Genomic DNA, 16,584 nt, shown 5'->3' with positions numbered 1-16,584 from the left:
TTCCTCATTGTCGGAACCCGTCATGGCTCCATCGCACCCCGCCGCCCGCCCGCCCGTCGCCTGCGCCTTCGCACCCGCCAGCGTCGGCAACGTCGGCGTCGGCTTCGACCTGCTCGGCCACAGCGTGGCCGGCGCCGGTGATCGCGCCCAAGTGCGCCGCATCGACGAGCCGGTGGTGCGCATCGCGGCGATCCGCGGCTGCGTCACGGAGCTGCCCACCGACCCGCGCGCAAACACCGCCGGCACCGCCCTGCTCTCGCTGCGCACCGCGCTCGACCTGCCCTGCGGTTTCGAGCTGGTGCTGCACAAGGGCATCGCGCTGGGCTCGGGCATGGGCGGCTCGGCCGCCTCGTGCGTGGCGGCGCTGGTCGCGGCCAACGCCCTGCTCGACCAGCCGCTTTCGCGCGAGGCGCTGTATGCCTTCGCGCTGGACGGCGAGGCGGTGGCCAGCGGCAGCCGGCACGGTGACAACCTGGGTTCGATGCTGCTCGGCGGGCTGGTGCTGGCCACCCACGGGCGGCTGCTGCGCATCGACGTGCCCGACGCCTGGCACTGCGCGCTGGTGCATCCGCACGTGGTGCTGGAAACGCGCAGGGCCCGCGCTGCGCTGGCCGGTCATTATGAACTCGGTGAATTCGTGGCGCAGAGTACGAACCTCGCCCTGGTGCTGGCCGGCTGCTATCGCGGCGACGCTGCACTGGTACGCGCGGGCTTGAAGGACGTACTGGTGGAGCCACGCCGCGCGCCACTGATCCCCCATTTCGCGCAGGTGAAACAGGCCGCGCTCGATCATCACGCCCTGGGCGCCAGCATCTCCGGCGCCGGCCCCAGCGTGTTCGGCTGGTACGACAATCGCCGTGACGCCGAGGCGGCCAGCGTGGCGATGCAGGCCGCGTTCGCCGACGCCGGGCTGGACAGCGACGCGTGGGTGTCGCCGGTCAACGGGCCGGCGGCCGCGCTGATCGATTCGCTCGGGGACGACGCATGAACGCGTCCATCCGCTACCACAACACCCGCAGCGCCGCACCGACCGTGCCGATCAGCCAGGCGATCGCCGCCGGGCTGGCGCCGGATGGCGGACTGTACGTGCCCGAACGGTTGCCGCGCCTCGACCCGGCCACGTTCGACCCGCACGGCACGCTGGCCGACACCGCCGCCACCTTGCTGGCGCCGTTCTTCGCCGGCGATGCCCTGGCCGATGAACTGCCCACGATCTGCGCCGAATCGCTGAACTTCGACGCGCCACTGCGCGCGCTGCCGGCCCATCCGGACACCTTCCTGCTGGAGCTGTTCCACGGCCCCACCTCGGCGTTCAAGGACTTCGGCGCGCGCTTCCTCGCCGCCTGCCTGCGCCGGCTGCCGCGCAGCGATGCACGACCGCTGATGATCCTGGTCGCCACCTCGGGCGACACCGGCGCGGCAGTGGCGGCGGCGTTCCATCGCCAGCCGAACATCCGCGTGGTGATCCTGTATCCCGATGGCCTGGTCTCGCCGCGCCAGGCGCACCAGCTCGGCTGCTTCGGCGACAACGTCACCGCGTTGCGCGTGGCCGGCCGTTTCGACGACTGTCAGCGCATGGTCAAGGCCGCGCTCAACGACCCCGAACTGCAGGCGCAGGTGCCGCTGTCCTCGGCCAACAGCATCAGCCTGGGCCGCCTGCTGCCCCAGATGAGCTACTACGCCCATGCCGCGCTGGGCTGGTGGCGCGAACACGGCGCACCACTCGACTTCATCGTGCCCACCGGCAACCTGGGCAACGCGCTGGCCTGCCTGTGGGCGCGCGAGATCGGCTTGCCGATCGGCGAGGTGCAACTGGCCTGCAACGCCAACGCCACCCTGCCGGAGTTCTTCGCCGGCGCGGACTACCGGCCGCGCGAAGCGGTGGCCACCATCGCCAACGCGATGGACGTGGGCGCCCCAAGCAATTTCGAGCGCCTGCGCTGGACGTTTCCCGATGACGCGCCGTTGCGCCAGCTGCTGCGCGCGCAGAGCGTGGACGACGACACGATCCGTGCCACCGTGCTGCGGCATGCCCGCGAGCATGGCGAGCTCGTCTGCCCACATACGGCCACCGCGTTCGCCCTGCTTGATCGCGCAGGGGCGCGTAACGGTCAACCCCGGGCCGTGGTCGCCACCGCACATCCGGCGAAGTTCGAGGCCGTGCTGGAACCGCTGCTCGGTCAGCCACTGGCGATTCCACCCGCGCTGAAGGCCATGCTCGAACGACCGGCGAAAGCGGAGCCAATGGCGGCGCAAGACGATGCACTGAAGCACTGGTTGCGCACAGGGGTTCCAGACACCCCGGACCGTCGATCCTGATCAAGGCAAAACGACGCCCCGGCGGCGATCGATCCGCATTTTCCTGCGGTTTTCCTCGTTTGCGTCGAACCTCCAATGAGCCTAGATTTCGCACGGGGTCCAACGATTTGCCCGTCACCGAAATCCGCGCGAAAGGGTCGACAAGGCAGGCCGCCCGCAGCTCCCCATATCGTTCGACGCGTTGTCCGCCCGTTCTTCTGCAGAGGGATCTTCACATGAAGAAATTGGCTTTCGCATGCCTGTTGATCGCGTTGGCAGCTCCTGTGCTCCATGCACAGGACTCCTCCGAGAAGGCAATGACCTCTCGGTCCCAGCAAAACATCCAGCAAAACCTCAACCGCCAGAGACAGCAGACGTATAACAGCCTGTCCCGTGGCGATCGCCAGGTTTCGATCAACGCCGTGGTCAACCTCAACAAGCTCCGCGACAAGCTCGCGGAAGCATGGCAAACCCTCGGGTTGTCGCCGCAAGCCGCAAGGACAGTGGCCGGGGCCTATCAGCCGGACTTTGCGTTGAACTCCCGGCGCGCCTCATTGGAAGGCAAGAGCGACCAGGAGATTGCCGTGCTCATCCAGTCCGCCCTTGCCAAAAAGGACTATCTGCTGGCCGACCAGACGTTGATCGACTACCAGCGAAAGCAACTCCAGCTTGGCACGGATACCGCGCCGGACGGCCAGCGCTGACGCCACCCACCGCGAAATTTTTCACGGAACGCATCGAACCACGCCAGCGAGCTTTCCGATGGCCGTTTCGTGCATGGACGGATAGACGTCCAAAAGCCGACCATGTCACATAGAAGCATTTTTCATATCGACTCCTGTTGACAAAGCGGCAAAGACCGGTTTAGTGTCGACTCATGTCGCAGCGCAACAGCCACCGCAGCCTCGCCAATGGAAACCGTCTCCTGACGGTTGCCGGCCTGCTGCAGGCTCGCGGCACGCTCCTTCTTGCCCTCGTACTCGTACTCCTCATTACCAACGGAGGTGCGGGCTGAGGGCATGTGTCCAGGTAAATAGAAAAACCTGAAAACACCCAAAGAACCCCGCACCCGGTAACGGATGCGGGGTTTTTTTATGCCTTCGGCGACGCCCACACAGCGGAGCCATGATGAAAAACCCCGACCAGCACAACGCCCCCGCCAGCGACGACGACGTAGTCGCCGAACGCGTGCGGATCTTCGATACCAGCTTGCGCGACGGCGAACAGGCGCCCGGTTTCTCGATGGACCGGCGGGCCAAGCTGCGCATGGCGCAGCAGCTCGAGGCGCTGGGCGTGGACGTGCTCGAGGCCGGCTTTCCGCAGGCTTCGCCGGACGATTTTGCTGCGGTTGCGGAAATCGCCGGCACGCTGAAAAGCACCACGGTATGCGCCCTGGCGCGTTGCCAGGACGGCGACATCGACAGCGCCGCCCGCGCGCTGCAGGCGGCCCGGCACGCGCGCATCCACCTGTTCCTGTCGACCAGCCCGCTGCACCGCGAACACAAGCTGGGCATGAGCAGGGCACAGGTGCTGGACACCGCGGTGCGCGCCATCGAACGCGCCCGCGACCATTGCCATGAAGTGGAATTTTCCGCCGAGGACGCGCTGCGCACCGAGCCCGAATTCCTGGCGGAGGTGTTCAGTGCCGCGGTGGCTGCCGGCGCCACCACGCTGAACGCACCGGACACGGTGGGCTACACCACGCCGTCGGAAATCGTGGCGCTGTTCGAGTACCTGCGTCACCACGTGGCGGGCGCGGAGCGGGTGATCTTCTCCAGCCATTGCCACAACGATCTGGGCATGGCGGTGGCCAACAGCCTGGCCGCGGTGAGCGCGGGCGCGCGCCAGGTGGAATGCACCATCAACGGCATCGGCGAGCGCGCCGGCAACGCCGCGCTGGAGGAAGTGGTGATGGCGCTGAAGGTGCGTGCGCCGCACTTCGGCGTGGACACGCGCATCGACACGCGCCAGCTGTACCCGACCTCGCGCCTGCTCACCGAGTTGACCGGCCAGGCGGTGCCGCGCAACAAGGCGATCGTGGGCGCCAACGCGTTCGCCCATGAATCGGGCATCCACCAGCACGGCATGCTGAAGCATCGCGGCACCTACGAAATCATGCGGCCGCAGGACGTGGGCATCGCCGCGACCAGCCTGGTGATGGGCAAGCATTCCGGCCGTGCCGCGCTGCGGCAGCGATTGCAGGCGATGGGCTACACGCCCGACGACGCCGCGCTGGACGACATCTTCACCCGCTTCAAGATCCTCGCCGACCACGGTCGCGAGCTGCACGACGAAGACCTGGAAGCGCTGGCGCTGGGCCGCGACCCGAACGCCGGCGGCCCGTGGCACCTGGTGCAGTTGCACGCCAACTCGCACTTCGGCGGCAGCGCGTCGGCGTCGGTCAAGTTGAGCCACGACGACGGGCACCATGCCGCCGAAGCAGCGATCGGCGATGGTCCGGTGGACGCCGTGCTGCGCGCGATCGAACGCGCCACCGGCACGCCGCTGGAACTGACCCGTTTCCAGATCGACGCCATGGGCGAAGGCGCCGACGCGCCGGGCCATGCGCAATTGAGCGCCCGCCATGCCGGTCGCGACTGGCGCGGCCACGGCGACAGCACCGACATCGTCGAAGCCGCCGCGCTGGCCGCGCTGGTGATCGTCAATCGCATCGAACAACAGGCGTCTGCCGCCGCTGCCCCCGCCACCCGCAACCTGGGAGCCACCGCATGAACCATGGCCACACACCTTTCGTCTGGCACAACGGCCGGATCAAGCCGTGGGCCGAGGCCAACGTCCACGTCAGCGCCCACGCGCTGCATTACGGCTCGTCGGTGTTCGAGGGCGAGCGCGTCTACGCCACGCCGCGCGGACCGGCCTACTTCCGCCTGGCCGAGCACACGCGGCGGCTGTTCGAATCGGCCCGTGTCTACGAGATCGAGGTGGGCTACAGCGAGGACGAGATCAACGCCGCCTGCCTGGAGCTGATCCGCGCCAACGCGATGCCGTCGGCCTACGTGCGGCCGATCGTGTTCCGCGGCGCCGGCGGGCTGGGCGTGCTGGCGAAGGCGGACGCACCCGTCGACGTGGCGCTGATCGCGCTGAACTGGGGCGCGTACCTGGGCGAGGCGGCCGAGCGCGGCGCCGATGTCTGCGTGTCCTCGTGGAACCGTCCCGCGCCGAACACCATCCCGAGCTGGGCCAAGGCGGGCGGCAATTACCTGTCGAGCCAGCTGATCGGGCTGGAGGCCCGCCGCAACGGTTACGACGAGGGCATCGCGCTGGGCCACAACGGCCTGCTCAGCGAAGGCGCTGGCGAAAACCTCTTCGTGGTGAAACGCGGCAAGCTGCTCACCCCGCCGTCCAGCGCCGGCATCCTGGCCGGCATCACCCGCGATGCGGTGATCACCCTGGCCGCCGATCTCGGCATCGCGGTGGAGGAGCGCGAGCTGCCGCGCGAGGCGCTGTATTCCGCCGACGAAGTGTTCATGACCGGCACCGCCGCCGAGATCACGCCGGTGCGCTCGGTCGACCGCAAACCGATCGGCAAAGGTGCGCCCGGACCGATCACCCAGCAGCTGCGGCAGGCGTTCTTCGGCCTGTTCGATGGACGTACCGAGGATCGCTGGTCCTGGTTAACGCCCGTCCACAGCGAAGCCACCGCGCAGGAGGCTGCGTAATGGCCAAGACGCTCTTCGAAAAAATCTGGAACGCCCACGTCGTCGCCGCCGAAACCGCGGACACGCCGGCGATCCTCTACGTCGACCTGCACCTGGTGCATGAGGTCACCTCGCCGCAGGCCTTCAGCGAATTGCGCGAGCGTGGGCTGAAGCTGCGCCGGCCGGATCGCATGCTGGCCACGCTGGATCATTCCACCCCGACCTTGCCGACGAATGCCGACGGCAGCCGGCCGTATGCGAACGCCGAGGCGCAGGCCCAGGTCGCACAACTGGAAGCGAACTGCCGCGAGTTCGGCGTCGAGCTGCACGGCTGGGACAGCGAAGACCGCGGCATCGTGCACGTGATCGGCCCCGAGCTGGGCGCCACGCAGCCGGGCATGACCATCGTCTGCGGCGACAGCCACACCTCGACGCATGGCGCATTTGGAGCCTTGGCGTTCGGCATCGGCACCACCGAAGTCGGCCACGTGATGGCCACGCAATGCCTGCTGCAACGCCGGCCGAAAACCATGGCGATCCACGTCGACGGCCAGCTGCCGCCGGGGGTGGGCGCCAAGGACCTGATCCTGCACATCATCGGCAGCATCGGCGTCGATGGCGGCACCGGTTACGTGCTGGAGTACCGGGGCGCGGCGATCGAGGCGCTCACGATGGACGAGCGCATGACCGTCTGCAACATGTCGATCGAGGCCGGTGCGCGCGCCGGGCTGATCGCCCCGGACGACACCACGTTCGCGTGGCTGAAGGGACGTCCCCGTGCACCACAAGGCGAAGCGTGGGAGCACGCGGTGGCGCAATGGCGCGCGCTGCGCAGCGACGACGGCGCGCGTTACGACCGCGAGGTGCGCATCGACGCCGGCGCGGTGAAACCTACCGTCACCTACGGCACCCATCCAGGCATGGCGATCGCGATGGACGCGCCGGTGCCGGCGGCGACGAATGCGCAGGAACGCCGCGCGCTCGACTACATGCAGAGCAAGGCCGGCCAGCCGATGCAGGGCACGCCGGTGGACGTGGTGTTCGTCGGCAGCTGCACCAACTCGCGCCTGTCCGACCTGCGCGAAGCGGCCCGCGTGCTGCATGGCCGCCGCGTCGCCGACGGCGTGCGCATGCTGGTGGTGCCCGGCTCCGAGGCGGTGCGCCGCGACGCCGAGCGCGAAGGCCTGCACCACGTGTTCACCGCCGCCGGCGCCGAGTGGCGCGTGCCGGGATGCTCGATGTGCATCGCCATGAACGGCGACCTGGCGCAGCCCGGGCAACTGGTCGTATCCACTTCCAACCGCAACTTCGAAGGCCGCCAGGGCAAGGGCGCACGCACCGTGCTGGCCAGCCCGGCGACGGCTGCCGCCAGTGCGGTGGCCGGGCGCATTGCCGATCCTCGCGAGTACGCGGTGGAGGTGGCGGCATGAGCATGAGTACGACCCGCTCCGCTTTGCCCCCTCCCCTGCTTGCAGGGGAGGGTTGGGGTGGGGTTGCTCTTGCGGCAAGAGCGCTGCCCCCTCCCAACCTCCCCCTGCAAGCAGGGGGAGGAGCCAAGGCTGCCAGTTCGAGGAAATCCGCATGAAACCCGTCACTCACCTCCACTCCCGCACCGCCGTGCTGCCCGACGAGAACATCGACACCGACCGCATCATCCCGGCGCGCTTCCTGACCACCACCACGCGCGAGGGACTGGGCCAGCTGTGCTTCCACGACTGGCGCTACCAGGCCGACGGCAGCGACAACCTGGCCTTCCCGCTGAACCGGCCGGAGGCGCGCGGCTGCTCGATCCTCGTCGCCGGGCGCAATTTCGGCTGCGGCTCCTCGCGCGAACACGCGCCGTGGGCGTTGCTGGATTACGGCATCCGCGCGGTGCTGTGCAGCGAGATCGCGGACATCTTCCGCGGCAACGCGCTGAAGAACGGCCTGCTCGCCATCGTCATCGACGAACTGGAGCACCGCTGGCTGCTCAAGCACCCGGGCATCGAGCTGGCGATCGACGTGCGCGAGCAGTACATCGCGCTGCCCGACGGCGGCCGCATCCCGTTCCGACTGGAACCGTTCGCGCGGCATTGCCTGCTCAACGGCGTCGACCAGCTCGGCTACCTCTTGCAACACCGTGATGCCATCGCCCGCTACGAACAACAGGAGCAAGCAGCATGAAAGCCCGCATCGTGACCCTGCCCGGCGACGGCGTCGGCCCCGAGGTCACCGCTGCCGCGGTGGCCGTATTGAACACCGTGGCCGCGCGCTACGAGCACGAATTCAGTTTCGACGAACAGCTGATTGGCGGCAGCGCGATCGACGCCACCGGCGAACCGCTGCCCGCCGCATCGCTGGCTGCATGCCGCGCCGCCGATGCCGTGCTGCTGGGCGCGGTCGGCGGCCCGAAGTGGTCGGACCCGAATGCCCCGGTGCGGCCCGAGCAAGGCTTGCTGGCCTTGCGCGCCGCGCTCGGCGTGTACGCCAACCTGCGCCCGTTGCAGGTGCATCCGGCCCTGGCCGATCTGTCGCCGCTGAAGAACGAAAAGCTGAAGGACGTCGACGTGCTGTTCGTGCGCGAACTCACCGGCGGCGCCTACTTCGGTGCGAAGACGCGCACCGTGGACACCGCCACCGACGAATGCAGGTATACCGTGGTCGAGATCGAACGCGTGGTGCGTCGCGCCTTCGAGCTGGCGCGCGATCGTCGCCAGCACGTCACCTCGGTCGACAAGGCGAACGTGCTGGAAACCTCGCGCCTGTGGCGCAGCACGGTGCAGCGCATCGCTGCCGACTATCCCGACGTGAAGCTCGAACACCAGCTGGTCGACTCGATGGCGATGCTGCTGCTGACCCAGCCGAACCGCTACGACGTGGTGGTCACCGAGAACCTGTTCGGCGACATCCTCACCGACGAGGCCGCCGCGCTGGCCGGTTCGCTCGGCCTGCTGCCGTCGGCGTCGCTTGGCGATCGAGCCCCCTCATCCGGCCCTGCGGGCCACCTTCTCCCGTCAACGGGAGAAGGGAGTTCGGTGCGGCCTGCGGCCGCCTCGACCCTCATGGGCCTGTACGAACCGATCCACGGCTCGGCACCCGATATCGCCGGGCAAGGCGTGGCCAACCCGGTCGGCGCCATCCTCTCTGCCGCGCTGCTGCTGCGCCACTCGCTGCAGCTGGAGGCCGAGGCGCTGGCGGTCGAAGCCGCGGTGGAGCAGGTGCTGCGGCACGGCCCGCACAGCCGCGACATCGGCGGACAGGCCGGCACCGCCGAGGTGCTCGATGCGGTGCTGGCCGCGATCGAGGATCACGCCGACAACGCCGCCGCGTTCTTCTGCGGAGCGCGCGCATGCGGCTGATGCGCACCCACGCTTTCCCCGGCGGACACAGGGACGTGTCCGCGCTTTCTGCTGCCCCTGGCGTGCCAGCGGCCAGGACGGTTCGTGGTCGCCGTGATGGCGCCGCCCCCTGTCCCGTCCGGCCAACCTCCCTCTGCACGCCGGGGGCGCTTTTTTTTCGGACTTCCGCGGTCCAGGCGAGCTCGCTTCGATGAGCTTTACGGCGAGCACCCGCCCCTCATCCGCCCCTTCGGGGCACCTTCTCCCCAGCGGGGAGAAGGGAATTTGTCCTTCGGAGCTTTTCCATGCGCAGTGACCTGATCAAGAGCGGCCCCGACCGCGCTCCCGCCCGCGCGATGCTGCGTGCCACCGGCCTGGACGATGCGGCGATCGCCAAGCCGCTGGTGGCGGTGGTGCACACCTGGTCGAACGTGAGCCCGTGCAACCTCAACCTGCGCGAGCTGGCGGTCGAGGCCGCCGCCGGCATCCGCGCCGCCGGCGGCACGCCGGTGGAGTTCAACACCATCGCGGTCACCGACGGCATCGCGATGGGCACGCCCGGCATGCGTTCGTCGCTGATCAGCCGCGAGGTGATCACCGACTCGATCGAGCTGGCGGTGGACGGCCACTGCCTCGACGCGATGGTGGTGTTGTGCGGCTGCGACAAGACCATTCCGGCCGCGGCGATGGCGATGGCGCGGCTGGATATCCCGGCGGTGGCGCTGTACGGCGGCACCATCGCGCACGGCACCCACGACCACCATCCGATCACCGTGCAGCAGGTGTTCGAGGCGGTCGGCGCGCACGGCGCGGGCAGGATCAGCGACGAGGAGCTGACTGCGGTCGAGCGCGACGCCTGCCCCGGCGCGGGCGCCTGCGGCGGCCAGTTCACCGCCAACACCATGGCGATGGTGCTGACCACGATGGGCCTGTCGCCGGTGGGCTACAACGACATTCCCGCCACCCATCCGGCCAAGGGCGCGGCGGCGTTCCGCTGCGGCGAACTGGTGATGGAATGCCTGCGCGCGAACCGCACGCCGCGCGCCCTGATCACCCGCACCGCGATGCGCAACGCCGCACGCATGGTCGCCGCCACTGCGGGCTCCACCAACGCGGTGCTGCACTTGCTGGCGATCGCCCGCGAGGCCGGCGTCGAGTGGACGCTGGAGGATTTCGAGCCGGCCTCGGTGCACACGCCGGTGATCGCCGACCTGCTGCCCGGCGGCCGCTACACCGCGGTGGAATTGTTCGGTGCGGGCGGCAGCGCGCGGGTGGCACAGGAGCTGATCGCCGCGGGCATGCTGGAAGACGCGCCCACCGTGACCGGCCGCTCGCTGTTCGACGAAGTCGCCGCGGCGCCGCGCGCCGACACCCAGGACGTGGTGCATCCGGTCAGCGCTCCGCTGAAGCCCCGCGGCGGCTACTCGATCCTGTACGGCAACCTGGCGCCGGAAGGCTGCATCCTGAAGATTCCCGGCAAGAGCGGCAGTTTCGAAGGTACGGCGCGCGTCTTCGAGAGCGAAGAGGAAGCGTTTGCCGCGGTGCAGGGCAATCGCATCCGCGCCGGCGATGTGCTGGTGATCCGCAACGAGGGCCCCGCCGGCGGGCCGGGCATGCGCGAGATGCTCGGCGTCACCGCGGCCCTGGTCGGCCGCGGCCTCGGCGACGACGTGGCCTTGATCACCGACGGTCGCTTCAGCGGTGCCACCCACGGTTTCATGGTCGGCCACGTCGCGCCCGAGGCGGCCCGCGGCGGACCGATCGCCCTGCTGCGCGACGGCGATCGCATCGCCATCGATGCCGGCCAGCGCGAACTGCGCACCGACGCCGACCTCGCCGCACGCCGCGCGCACTGGCAACCACCGGCGCCGAAGGTCAGCCGCGGCGCACTGGCCAAGTACGCCCTGCTGGTCGGCTCGGCCTCCGACGGCGCCACCACCCACCCCGACACCCGTGTACCCAACCGCACGCCACGCACTGAAACATCCAACCAGGGAGCTACCGCATGAGCAGCCATTCCACCCTCGCCTCTTCCCGCATCGCCGTGCTCGGCTACGGCAGCCAGGGCCGCGCGCACGCGCTCAACCTGCGCGACTCCGGCCTCGACGTGGTGATCGGCCTGCGCCCGAACGGCCCCACCTCGCACAAGGCGAAAGCCGACGGCTTCACCGTACTGGAACCGGCCGAGGCCGTGCGCGGCGCCGACCTGGTCGCCGTGCTGACCCCGGACATGGTGCAGCCAGCGCTGTACCGCGAGGCGATCGAGCCGAACATCAAGTCCGGCGCGGCGCTGCTGTTCGCGCATGGCTTCAACGTGCACTTCGGGCAGATCAATCCGCGCAGCGACATCGACGTGATCCTGGTCGCGCCGAAAGGCCCCGGCGCGCTGGTCCGCACCGAGTACGAACGCGGCCGCGGCGTGCCGTGCATCTGGGCCGTGCACCAGGACGCCAGCGGCCAGGCCGAGGCGAAGACGAAAGCCTACGCCGACGGCATCGGCGGCGGCCGCGCGATGATCATCAAGACCGACTTCAAGGAAGAGACCGAGACCGACCTGTTCGGCGAGCAGGCCGTGCTGTGCGGCGGCGCCAGCGAGCTGGTGATTGCCGGTTTCGAGACGCTGACCGAAGCGGGCTACCAGCCGGAGATCGCCTACTACGAGGTGATGCACGAGCTGAAGCTGATCGTCGACCTGTTCTACGAGGGCGGCCTCAGCAAGATGCTCGAGTTCGTCTCCGAGACCGCGCAGTACGGCGACTACGTCAGCGGCCCGCGGGTGGTCGACGCCGGCGTGAAGGCGCGCATGAAGGACGTGCTCACCGACATCCAGGACGGCACCTTCGCCCGCAACTGGACGGCCGAATACGCCGCCGGCCTGCCCAACTACAAGCGCCTGAAGCAGGCCGACCTCGATCACCCGATCGAACAGGTGGGCGCGAAGCTGCGTGCGCGGATGCCGTGGTTGCAGCCGAGCGCGGCAAAACCCGCCGTCGAGCCGCTGAAGAAAGTGGGCTGAGCCCGACCCGGGCCGCCGGCACCAGTCGCCGGCTGTCCGTCACATCACCTGTCGAAACACACGAGGTCTGCCATGAAACGCTTCCATATCGCCCTGGCCGTTGCCGACCTGGGCGCCTCCATCGCCGATTACACCAGCCGCCTGGGCCAGCCGCCGCAGGCGGTGGTCGCTGGCACCTATGCCATGTGGCGCACCGACCAGCTGAATTTCTCGATCAACCAGCAGCCCGAACGCGCGGGCCAGCTGCGCCATGTGGGCTTCGAGGATGACGACGCGCACGGCTTCAACTGCGATGCCGACGTCAACGGCATCCCGTGGGAGCGCTTCTCTCCCGTGGCGCAGGAGCTGCGCATCATCTCGACGTACGGCGTGCCCGTGCACGCGCCCGCCGCAGACGAACTGATCCGCAACTAGCTCGCCGCCCGCGCCGCGCACCGCAACGCTCCATCGACCGCCGGCGCGTGTCGCATCCAGGAAATGCATCGTGACCACAGCAACCCTGACAGCCAGCGCTGCCAAAGCCTTCAGCGTCGATCCCGCGCCGCTCGCGAGCGCGCCTTCCAGCGGCGCCGAGTCGATCGTGCAGGTACTGGCCGACGAAGGCGTGGAGGTGCTGTTCGGCTATTCCGGCGGCGCGATCCTGCCGGTGTACGACGCGGTATTCCGCTACAACGCCCTGCACCCGCGCGCCGATGGCAGCGAGCCGATGCCGCTGATCGTGCCGGCCAACGAGCAGGGTGCGGGGTTCATGGCGGCCGGCTATGCGCGCGCATCGGGCAAGGTCGGCGTGGCCATCGTTACCTCCGGCCCGGGCGCCACCAACATGGTCACGCCGGTGCGCGACTCGATGGCCGACTCGATCCCGCTGGTGGTGATCTGCGGCCAGGTCGGCACCGCGGCGATCGGCAGCGACGCATTCCAGGAGGCCCCGATCAGCAACATCATGGGCGCCTGCGCCAAGCACGTGTTCCTGGTCACCGACGCGGCGCAACTGGAAGCGACCATGCGTACTGCATTCACCCTGGCGCGCAGCGGCCGGCCCGGCCCGGTGGTGGTGGACGTGCCCAAGGATGTGCAGAACGCCGCGCTCGCCTGGCGCGGCAGCGGCGAGCTGGCGCTGGCCGGCTATCGTGCGCGGCTGCGTGCGGTGGAGCAGTCGGCGCTGGGTGACGCCGACTGCGCGGCGTTCTTCGCCGCGCTGATGCAGGCGCGGCGGCCGCTGATCTACGCGGGCGGCGGCGTGATCGCGGCGGAGGCCGCCGCTGCACTGCGTGCCTTCGTCGACGCGTTCGGCCTGCCGGTCACCACCACCCTGATGGGACTGGGTGGCTTCGACAGCACCGACCCGCTGGCGCTGCACTTGCTCGGCATGCACGGCACCGCGTACGCGAACTACGCGGTGGAGGATTGCGACTTCGTGCTGGCGCTGGGCGCGCGCTTCGACGATCGCGTGGCGGGCGTGCCGCACAAGTTCGCGCCGCAGGCGAAGTTCATCGCCCAGGTCGACATCGATCCGGCCGAGATCGGCAAGGTGAAGCAGGTCGACTGGCACCACGTCGGACCGCTGAAACGCGCGCTGGAGCGGCTCACCGCGTACGGCCTCGGCCATGGCTTGCGGCCGAAGCTGGACGCCTGGCACGCCCACGTGGCCGAACTGAAACGCGTGCACGCGATGAACTACGACCGTGCCAGCGCGCTGATCCAGCCGTACGCGGTGATCGAGGCGATCAACCGCCACGCCCAGGGCCGTGCCATCGTCAGCACCGGCGTCGGCCAGCACCAGATGTGGGCCGCGCAGTATTTCGACTTCCGCGCGCCGCGGCATTGGCTGACCTCCGGCTCGATGGGCACGATGGGTTTCGGCCTGCCCGCGGCGATCGGCGCGCAGTTCGCCCATCCGGACAAGCTGGTCATCGACATCGACGGCGACGCCAGCATCCGCATGAACATCGGCGAGCTGGAAACCGTCACCACGTACAACCTGCCGCTGAAGATCGTGGTGCTCAACAACGTCGGCGACGGCATGGTGCGGCAGTGGCAGAAGCTGTACTTCAAGGGCCGCTTCGCCGCATCGGACAAGAGCCTGCACAGGAAGGACTTCGTGCTGGCCGCGCAGGCCGACGGCTTCGGCTGGGCGCGGCGGCTGGAGCGCGTGGACGAACTGGAGCCGGTGGTTGCCGACTTCCTCGCCTTCGACGGCCCGGCCTTCCTGGAAGTGATGATCGACCCGGACGCCGGCGTGTATCCGATGGTCGGCCCCGGCGCCAGCTACGCCCAGATGATCACCGGCGAGTTCATTGCGTCGCGTGCGGCACCGGTCGAGCGCGAGACCGCTGCATCGCACATGTTCTGAGCCGTGATTTTTCCATCTACCAGGGATCGCGACAAATCTTCATCGTCAGGAAGGTTCGTTCCCGCGAAGGATTCACCCCAACGGAGTCGCCTGCCATGAACCACACCCTGTCCATCCTGTTGCAGAACGAAGCCGGCGCGCTGGTGCGCGTGGCCGGGCTGTTTGCCGCGCGGGGCTACAACATCGACACGCTGACCGTGGCGGCCACGCACGATCCGGCCGTGTCGCGGCTCACGCTGAGCCTGCAGTGCGACGACGCCGGTGTCGCGCAACTGCTGCAGCAGACCCGCAAGCTGGTCGACGTGCTGCAGGTGGCGCATCCGGCCACCGCGCTCGCGGCATGAATGCCGTCGCGCCCCTGCCCGACGACGCCGCCGACCTGCTGGCGCAGATCCGTGCCGCGCGCGTCTACGAGGTGGCGCAGGCATCCGCGCTGGAGGTAGCGCCGCTGCTGGGCGAGCGGCTGGGCCGACCCGTGCTGCTCAAGCGCGAGGACCAGCAGAGCGTGTTCTCGTTCAAGCTGCGCGGCGCGTACAACCGCATGGTGCAGCTGGATGCGGCGCAGCGCGGGCGCGGCGTGGTCGCCGCCTCGGCCGGCAACCATGCGCAGGGCGTGGCGCTGGCCGCGGCGAAGCTGGGCATTCGCGCCACCATCGTGATGCCGGTGACCGCGCCGCAGGTGAAGGTGGACGCGGTGCGCCGCTTCGGCGGCGCGATGGTCGAGCTGGTGCTGGCCGGCGATTCGTACAGCGACGCCCAGGCCGCCGCTGCCCGGTTGCAGGCCGAGCGTGGTGCAGTATTCGTGCATCCGTTCGACGACCCCGCGGTGATCGCCGGCCAGGGCACCATCGGCCTGGAGATCCTGCGCCAGCACCCCGGCCCGATCGAGGCGGTGTTCGTGCCGGTCGGTGGCGGCGGCCTGCTCGCCGGCGTCGCCGCGTGCATCAAGGCGCTGCGGCCCGAGGTGAAGGTGATCGGCGTGCAGGCGGCGGATTCGGATGCGATGGCGCGCTCGCTGGAAGCCGGCGCGCGCGTCGCCCTGGACGAGGTCGGCCTGTTCGCCGACGGCACCGCGGTGAAGCAGGTCGGCGCGCTGACCTTCGCGCTGTGCCGCCAGCATGTCGACGCGATGCTGCGCGTCGACACCGACGCGATCTGCGCCGCGATCCGCGACATCCACCAGGACACCCGCAGCGTGGCCGAACCATCCGGCGCGCTGGCGCTGGCCGGGCTGAAGCACTACGTGGCCACGCACGGTGGCGGCCGTGGCGCGCTGGTGGCGATCGTCTCCGGCGCCAACATGAACTTCGACCGCCTGCGCTTCGTCGCCGAGCGCGCCGAGGTCGGCGAGCAGCGCGAGGCGGTGTTCGCGGTGACGATTCCCGAGGAACGCGGCAGTTTCCGCCGCTTCTGCGCCACGCTGGGCCGGCACGACATCACCGAGTTCAATTACCGCATCGGCGACGCCCGCCTCGCCCACATCTTCGTGGGCGTACGCATCGCCAGCCGCGACGAGCGCGAGGCGCTGGCCGCGGCGTTCCGCGCGCAGCAGTTCGAGGTGCTCGACCTCACCGACGACGAGCTGGCCAAGCTGCACCTGCGCCACATGATCGGCGGCCGCTCGCCGCTGGCCCGCGACGAACTGCTGTACCGCTTCGAATTCCCCGAGCGCCCCGGCGCGCTGACCCGCTTCCTCGATCACATGCACCCGGACTGGAACATCAGCCTGTTCCACTACCGCAACCACGGCGCCGACCACGGCCGCATCCTGGTCGGCATCCAGGTGCCCGCCGCCGAATTGCCGCTGTTCCGGCGCTTCCTCGCCACGCTGGGCTATCCGCATGTGGATGAGAGCGCGCATCCGGCGTACCGATTGTTGCTGCGTCAGTAGATCGCCGGCGCGACTTGCCGTTTCGCGCAGGGCGTCACGCCACGATCGGC

The 16,584-nt window shown here is 69.3% G+C and carries 15 protein-coding genes; 14 read left to right on the top strand and 1 reads right to left on the bottom strand.

Annotation, left to right across the window (positions count from 1 at the left end; genetic code table 11):
• Positions 1–7 precede the first annotated feature (7 nt).
• The 3 genes from ASD55_RS01850 to ASD55_RS01840 all read left to right on the top strand — a co-directional run bounded on the left by ASD55_RS01850 (position 8) and on the right by ASD55_RS01840 (position 3,002).
• On the top strand, positions 8–988 hold the full coding sequence (locus tag ASD55_RS01850) for a homoserine kinase (protein WP_200946064.1): 981 nt from the start codon (positions 8–10) through the stop codon (positions 986–988).
• Positions 985–2,319 (top strand): threonine synthase, encoded by a 1,335-nt coding sequence (thrC, locus tag ASD55_RS01845; RefSeq protein ID WP_056763312.1) that lies wholly within the window; start codon positions 985–987, stop codon positions 2,317–2,319. The genes ASD55_RS01850 and thrC overlap by 4 nt, the downstream gene beginning before the upstream one ends.
• Before the next feature lie 215 nt (positions 2,320–2,534).
• Positions 2,535–3,002 carry a hypothetical protein gene (locus ASD55_RS01840; protein ID WP_056763310.1) on the top strand — a complete coding sequence of 156 codons (468 nt, stop codon included), beginning with the start codon at positions 2,535–2,537 and terminating at the stop codon, positions 3,000–3,002.
• Positions 3,003–3,124: 122 nt separating this feature from the next.
• Here ASD55_RS01840 and ASD55_RS01835 read toward each other — a convergent pair whose 3' ends face one another.
• Positions 3,125–3,412 carry a hypothetical protein gene (locus ASD55_RS01835; RefSeq protein ID WP_157598744.1) on the bottom strand — a complete coding sequence of 96 codons (288 nt, stop codon included), beginning with the start codon at positions 3,410–3,412 and terminating at the stop codon, positions 3,125–3,127.
• Between the two features lie 14 nt (positions 3,413–3,426).
• On the opposite strand from ASD55_RS01835, the gene ASD55_RS01830 reads away from it, so the two are divergent.
• From ASD55_RS01830 to ilvA, 11 genes are all read left to right on the top strand, one after another.
• On the top strand, positions 3,427–5,031 hold the full coding sequence (locus ASD55_RS01830; protein WP_082542659.1) for a 2-isopropylmalate synthase: 1,605 nt from the start codon (positions 3,427–3,429) through the stop codon (positions 5,029–5,031).
• A complete protein-coding gene (locus ASD55_RS01825) occupies positions 5,028–5,978 on the top strand; it encodes a branched-chain amino acid transaminase (RefSeq protein ID WP_056763304.1) in 951 nt (316 codons plus the stop codon). The genes ASD55_RS01830 and ASD55_RS01825 overlap by 4 nt, the downstream gene beginning before the upstream one ends.
• On the top strand, positions 5,978–7,387 hold the full coding sequence (gene leuC / locus ASD55_RS01820; RefSeq protein ID WP_056763301.1) for a 3-isopropylmalate dehydratase large subunit: 1,410 nt from the start codon (positions 5,978–5,980) through the stop codon (positions 7,385–7,387). Before ASD55_RS01825 ends, leuC begins: the two co-directional genes overlap by 1 nt.
• 151 nt (positions 7,388–7,538) lie before the next feature.
• A complete protein-coding gene (gene leuD, locus ASD55_RS01815) occupies positions 7,539–8,120 on the top strand; it encodes a 3-isopropylmalate dehydratase small subunit (protein WP_056763299.1) in 582 nt (193 codons plus the stop codon).
• The gene (gene leuB / locus ASD55_RS01810) at positions 8,117–9,295 is read left to right on the top strand and encodes a 3-isopropylmalate dehydrogenase (protein WP_056763297.1); all 1,179 of its coding nucleotides are present in this window, start codon (positions 8,117–8,119) and stop codon (positions 9,293–9,295) included. Before leuD ends, leuB begins: the two co-directional genes overlap by 4 nt.
• 284 nt (positions 9,296–9,579) lie before the next feature.
• Positions 9,580–11,283: a dihydroxy-acid dehydratase gene (gene ilvD / locus ASD55_RS01805; RefSeq protein WP_056763296.1), complete on the top strand. Its 1,704-nt coding sequence runs from the start codon at positions 9,580–9,582 to the stop codon at positions 11,281–11,283.
• The gene (gene ilvC, locus ASD55_RS01800; RefSeq protein ID WP_056763294.1) at positions 11,280–12,290 is read left to right on the top strand and encodes a ketol-acid reductoisomerase; all 1,011 of its coding nucleotides are present in this window, start codon (positions 11,280–11,282) and stop codon (positions 12,288–12,290) included. The genes ilvD and ilvC overlap by 4 nt, the downstream gene beginning before the upstream one ends.
• A 72-nt stretch (positions 12,291–12,362) precedes the next feature.
• Complete coding sequence (locus tag ASD55_RS01795; RefSeq protein WP_056716657.1) at positions 12,363–12,704, top strand: hypothetical protein; 342 nt, start codon at positions 12,363–12,365, stop codon at positions 12,702–12,704.
• Between the two features lie 70 nt (positions 12,705–12,774).
• A complete protein-coding gene (gene ilvB, locus ASD55_RS01790; RefSeq protein ID WP_255357454.1) occupies positions 12,775–14,643 on the top strand; it encodes a biosynthetic-type acetolactate synthase large subunit in 1,869 nt (622 codons plus the stop codon).
• A 95-nt stretch (positions 14,644–14,738) separates the two neighbouring features.
• Entirely contained in the window at positions 14,739–14,987 is a 249-nt protein-coding gene (ilvN, locus tag ASD55_RS01785) for an acetolactate synthase small subunit (RefSeq protein ID WP_007808724.1), read from the top strand.
• A complete protein-coding gene (gene ilvA, locus ASD55_RS01780; RefSeq protein WP_056763293.1) occupies positions 14,984–16,534 on the top strand; it encodes a threonine ammonia-lyase, biosynthetic in 1,551 nt (516 codons plus the stop codon). The genes ilvN and ilvA overlap by 4 nt, the downstream gene beginning before the upstream one ends.
• Positions 16,535–16,584: the final 50 nt, after the last annotated feature.

The sequence above is a fragment of the Rhodanobacter sp. Root561 genome (assembly GCF_001427365.1).
GTDB lineage: Bacteria > Pseudomonadota > Gammaproteobacteria > Xanthomonadales > Rhodanobacteraceae > Rhodanobacter.
This window is presented reverse-complemented; position numbering and strand designations above follow the sequence as displayed.

Bases quoted from the DNA above. Each gene is read 5' to 3' on its own strand.
- thrC (WP_056763312.1), top strand. From the start codon at position 985: ATGAACGCGTCCATCCGCTACCACAACACCCGCAGCGCCGCACCGACC.
- ASD55_RS01840 (WP_056763310.1), top strand. From the start codon at position 2,535: ATGAAGAAATTGGCTTTCGCATGCCTGTTGATCGCGTTGGCAGCTCCT.
- ASD55_RS01830 (WP_082542659.1), top strand. From the start codon at position 3,427: ATGAAAAACCCCGACCAGCACAACGCCCCCGCCAGCGACGACGACGTA.
- ASD55_RS01825 (WP_056763304.1), top strand. From the start codon at position 5,028: ATGAACCATGGCCACACACCTTTCGTCTGGCACAACGGCCGGATCAAG.
- leuC (WP_056763301.1), top strand. From the start codon at position 5,978: ATGGCCAAGACGCTCTTCGAAAAAATCTGGAACGCCCACGTCGTCGCC.
- leuD (WP_056763299.1), top strand. From the start codon at position 7,539: ATGAAACCCGTCACTCACCTCCACTCCCGCACCGCCGTGCTGCCCGAC.
- leuB (WP_056763297.1), top strand. From the start codon at position 8,117: ATGAAAGCCCGCATCGTGACCCTGCCCGGCGACGGCGTCGGCCCCGAG.
- ilvD (WP_056763296.1), top strand. From the start codon at position 9,580: ATGCGCAGTGACCTGATCAAGAGCGGCCCCGACCGCGCTCCCGCCCGC.
- ilvC (WP_056763294.1), top strand. From the start codon at position 11,280: ATGAGCAGCCATTCCACCCTCGCCTCTTCCCGCATCGCCGTGCTCGGC.
- ASD55_RS01795 (WP_056716657.1), top strand. From the start codon at position 12,363: ATGAAACGCTTCCATATCGCCCTGGCCGTTGCCGACCTGGGCGCCTCC.
- ilvN (WP_007808724.1), top strand. From the start codon at position 14,739: ATGAACCACACCCTGTCCATCCTGTTGCAGAACGAAGCCGGCGCGCTG.
- ilvA (WP_056763293.1), top strand. From the start codon at position 14,984: ATGAATGCCGTCGCGCCCCTGCCCGACGACGCCGCCGACCTGCTGGCG.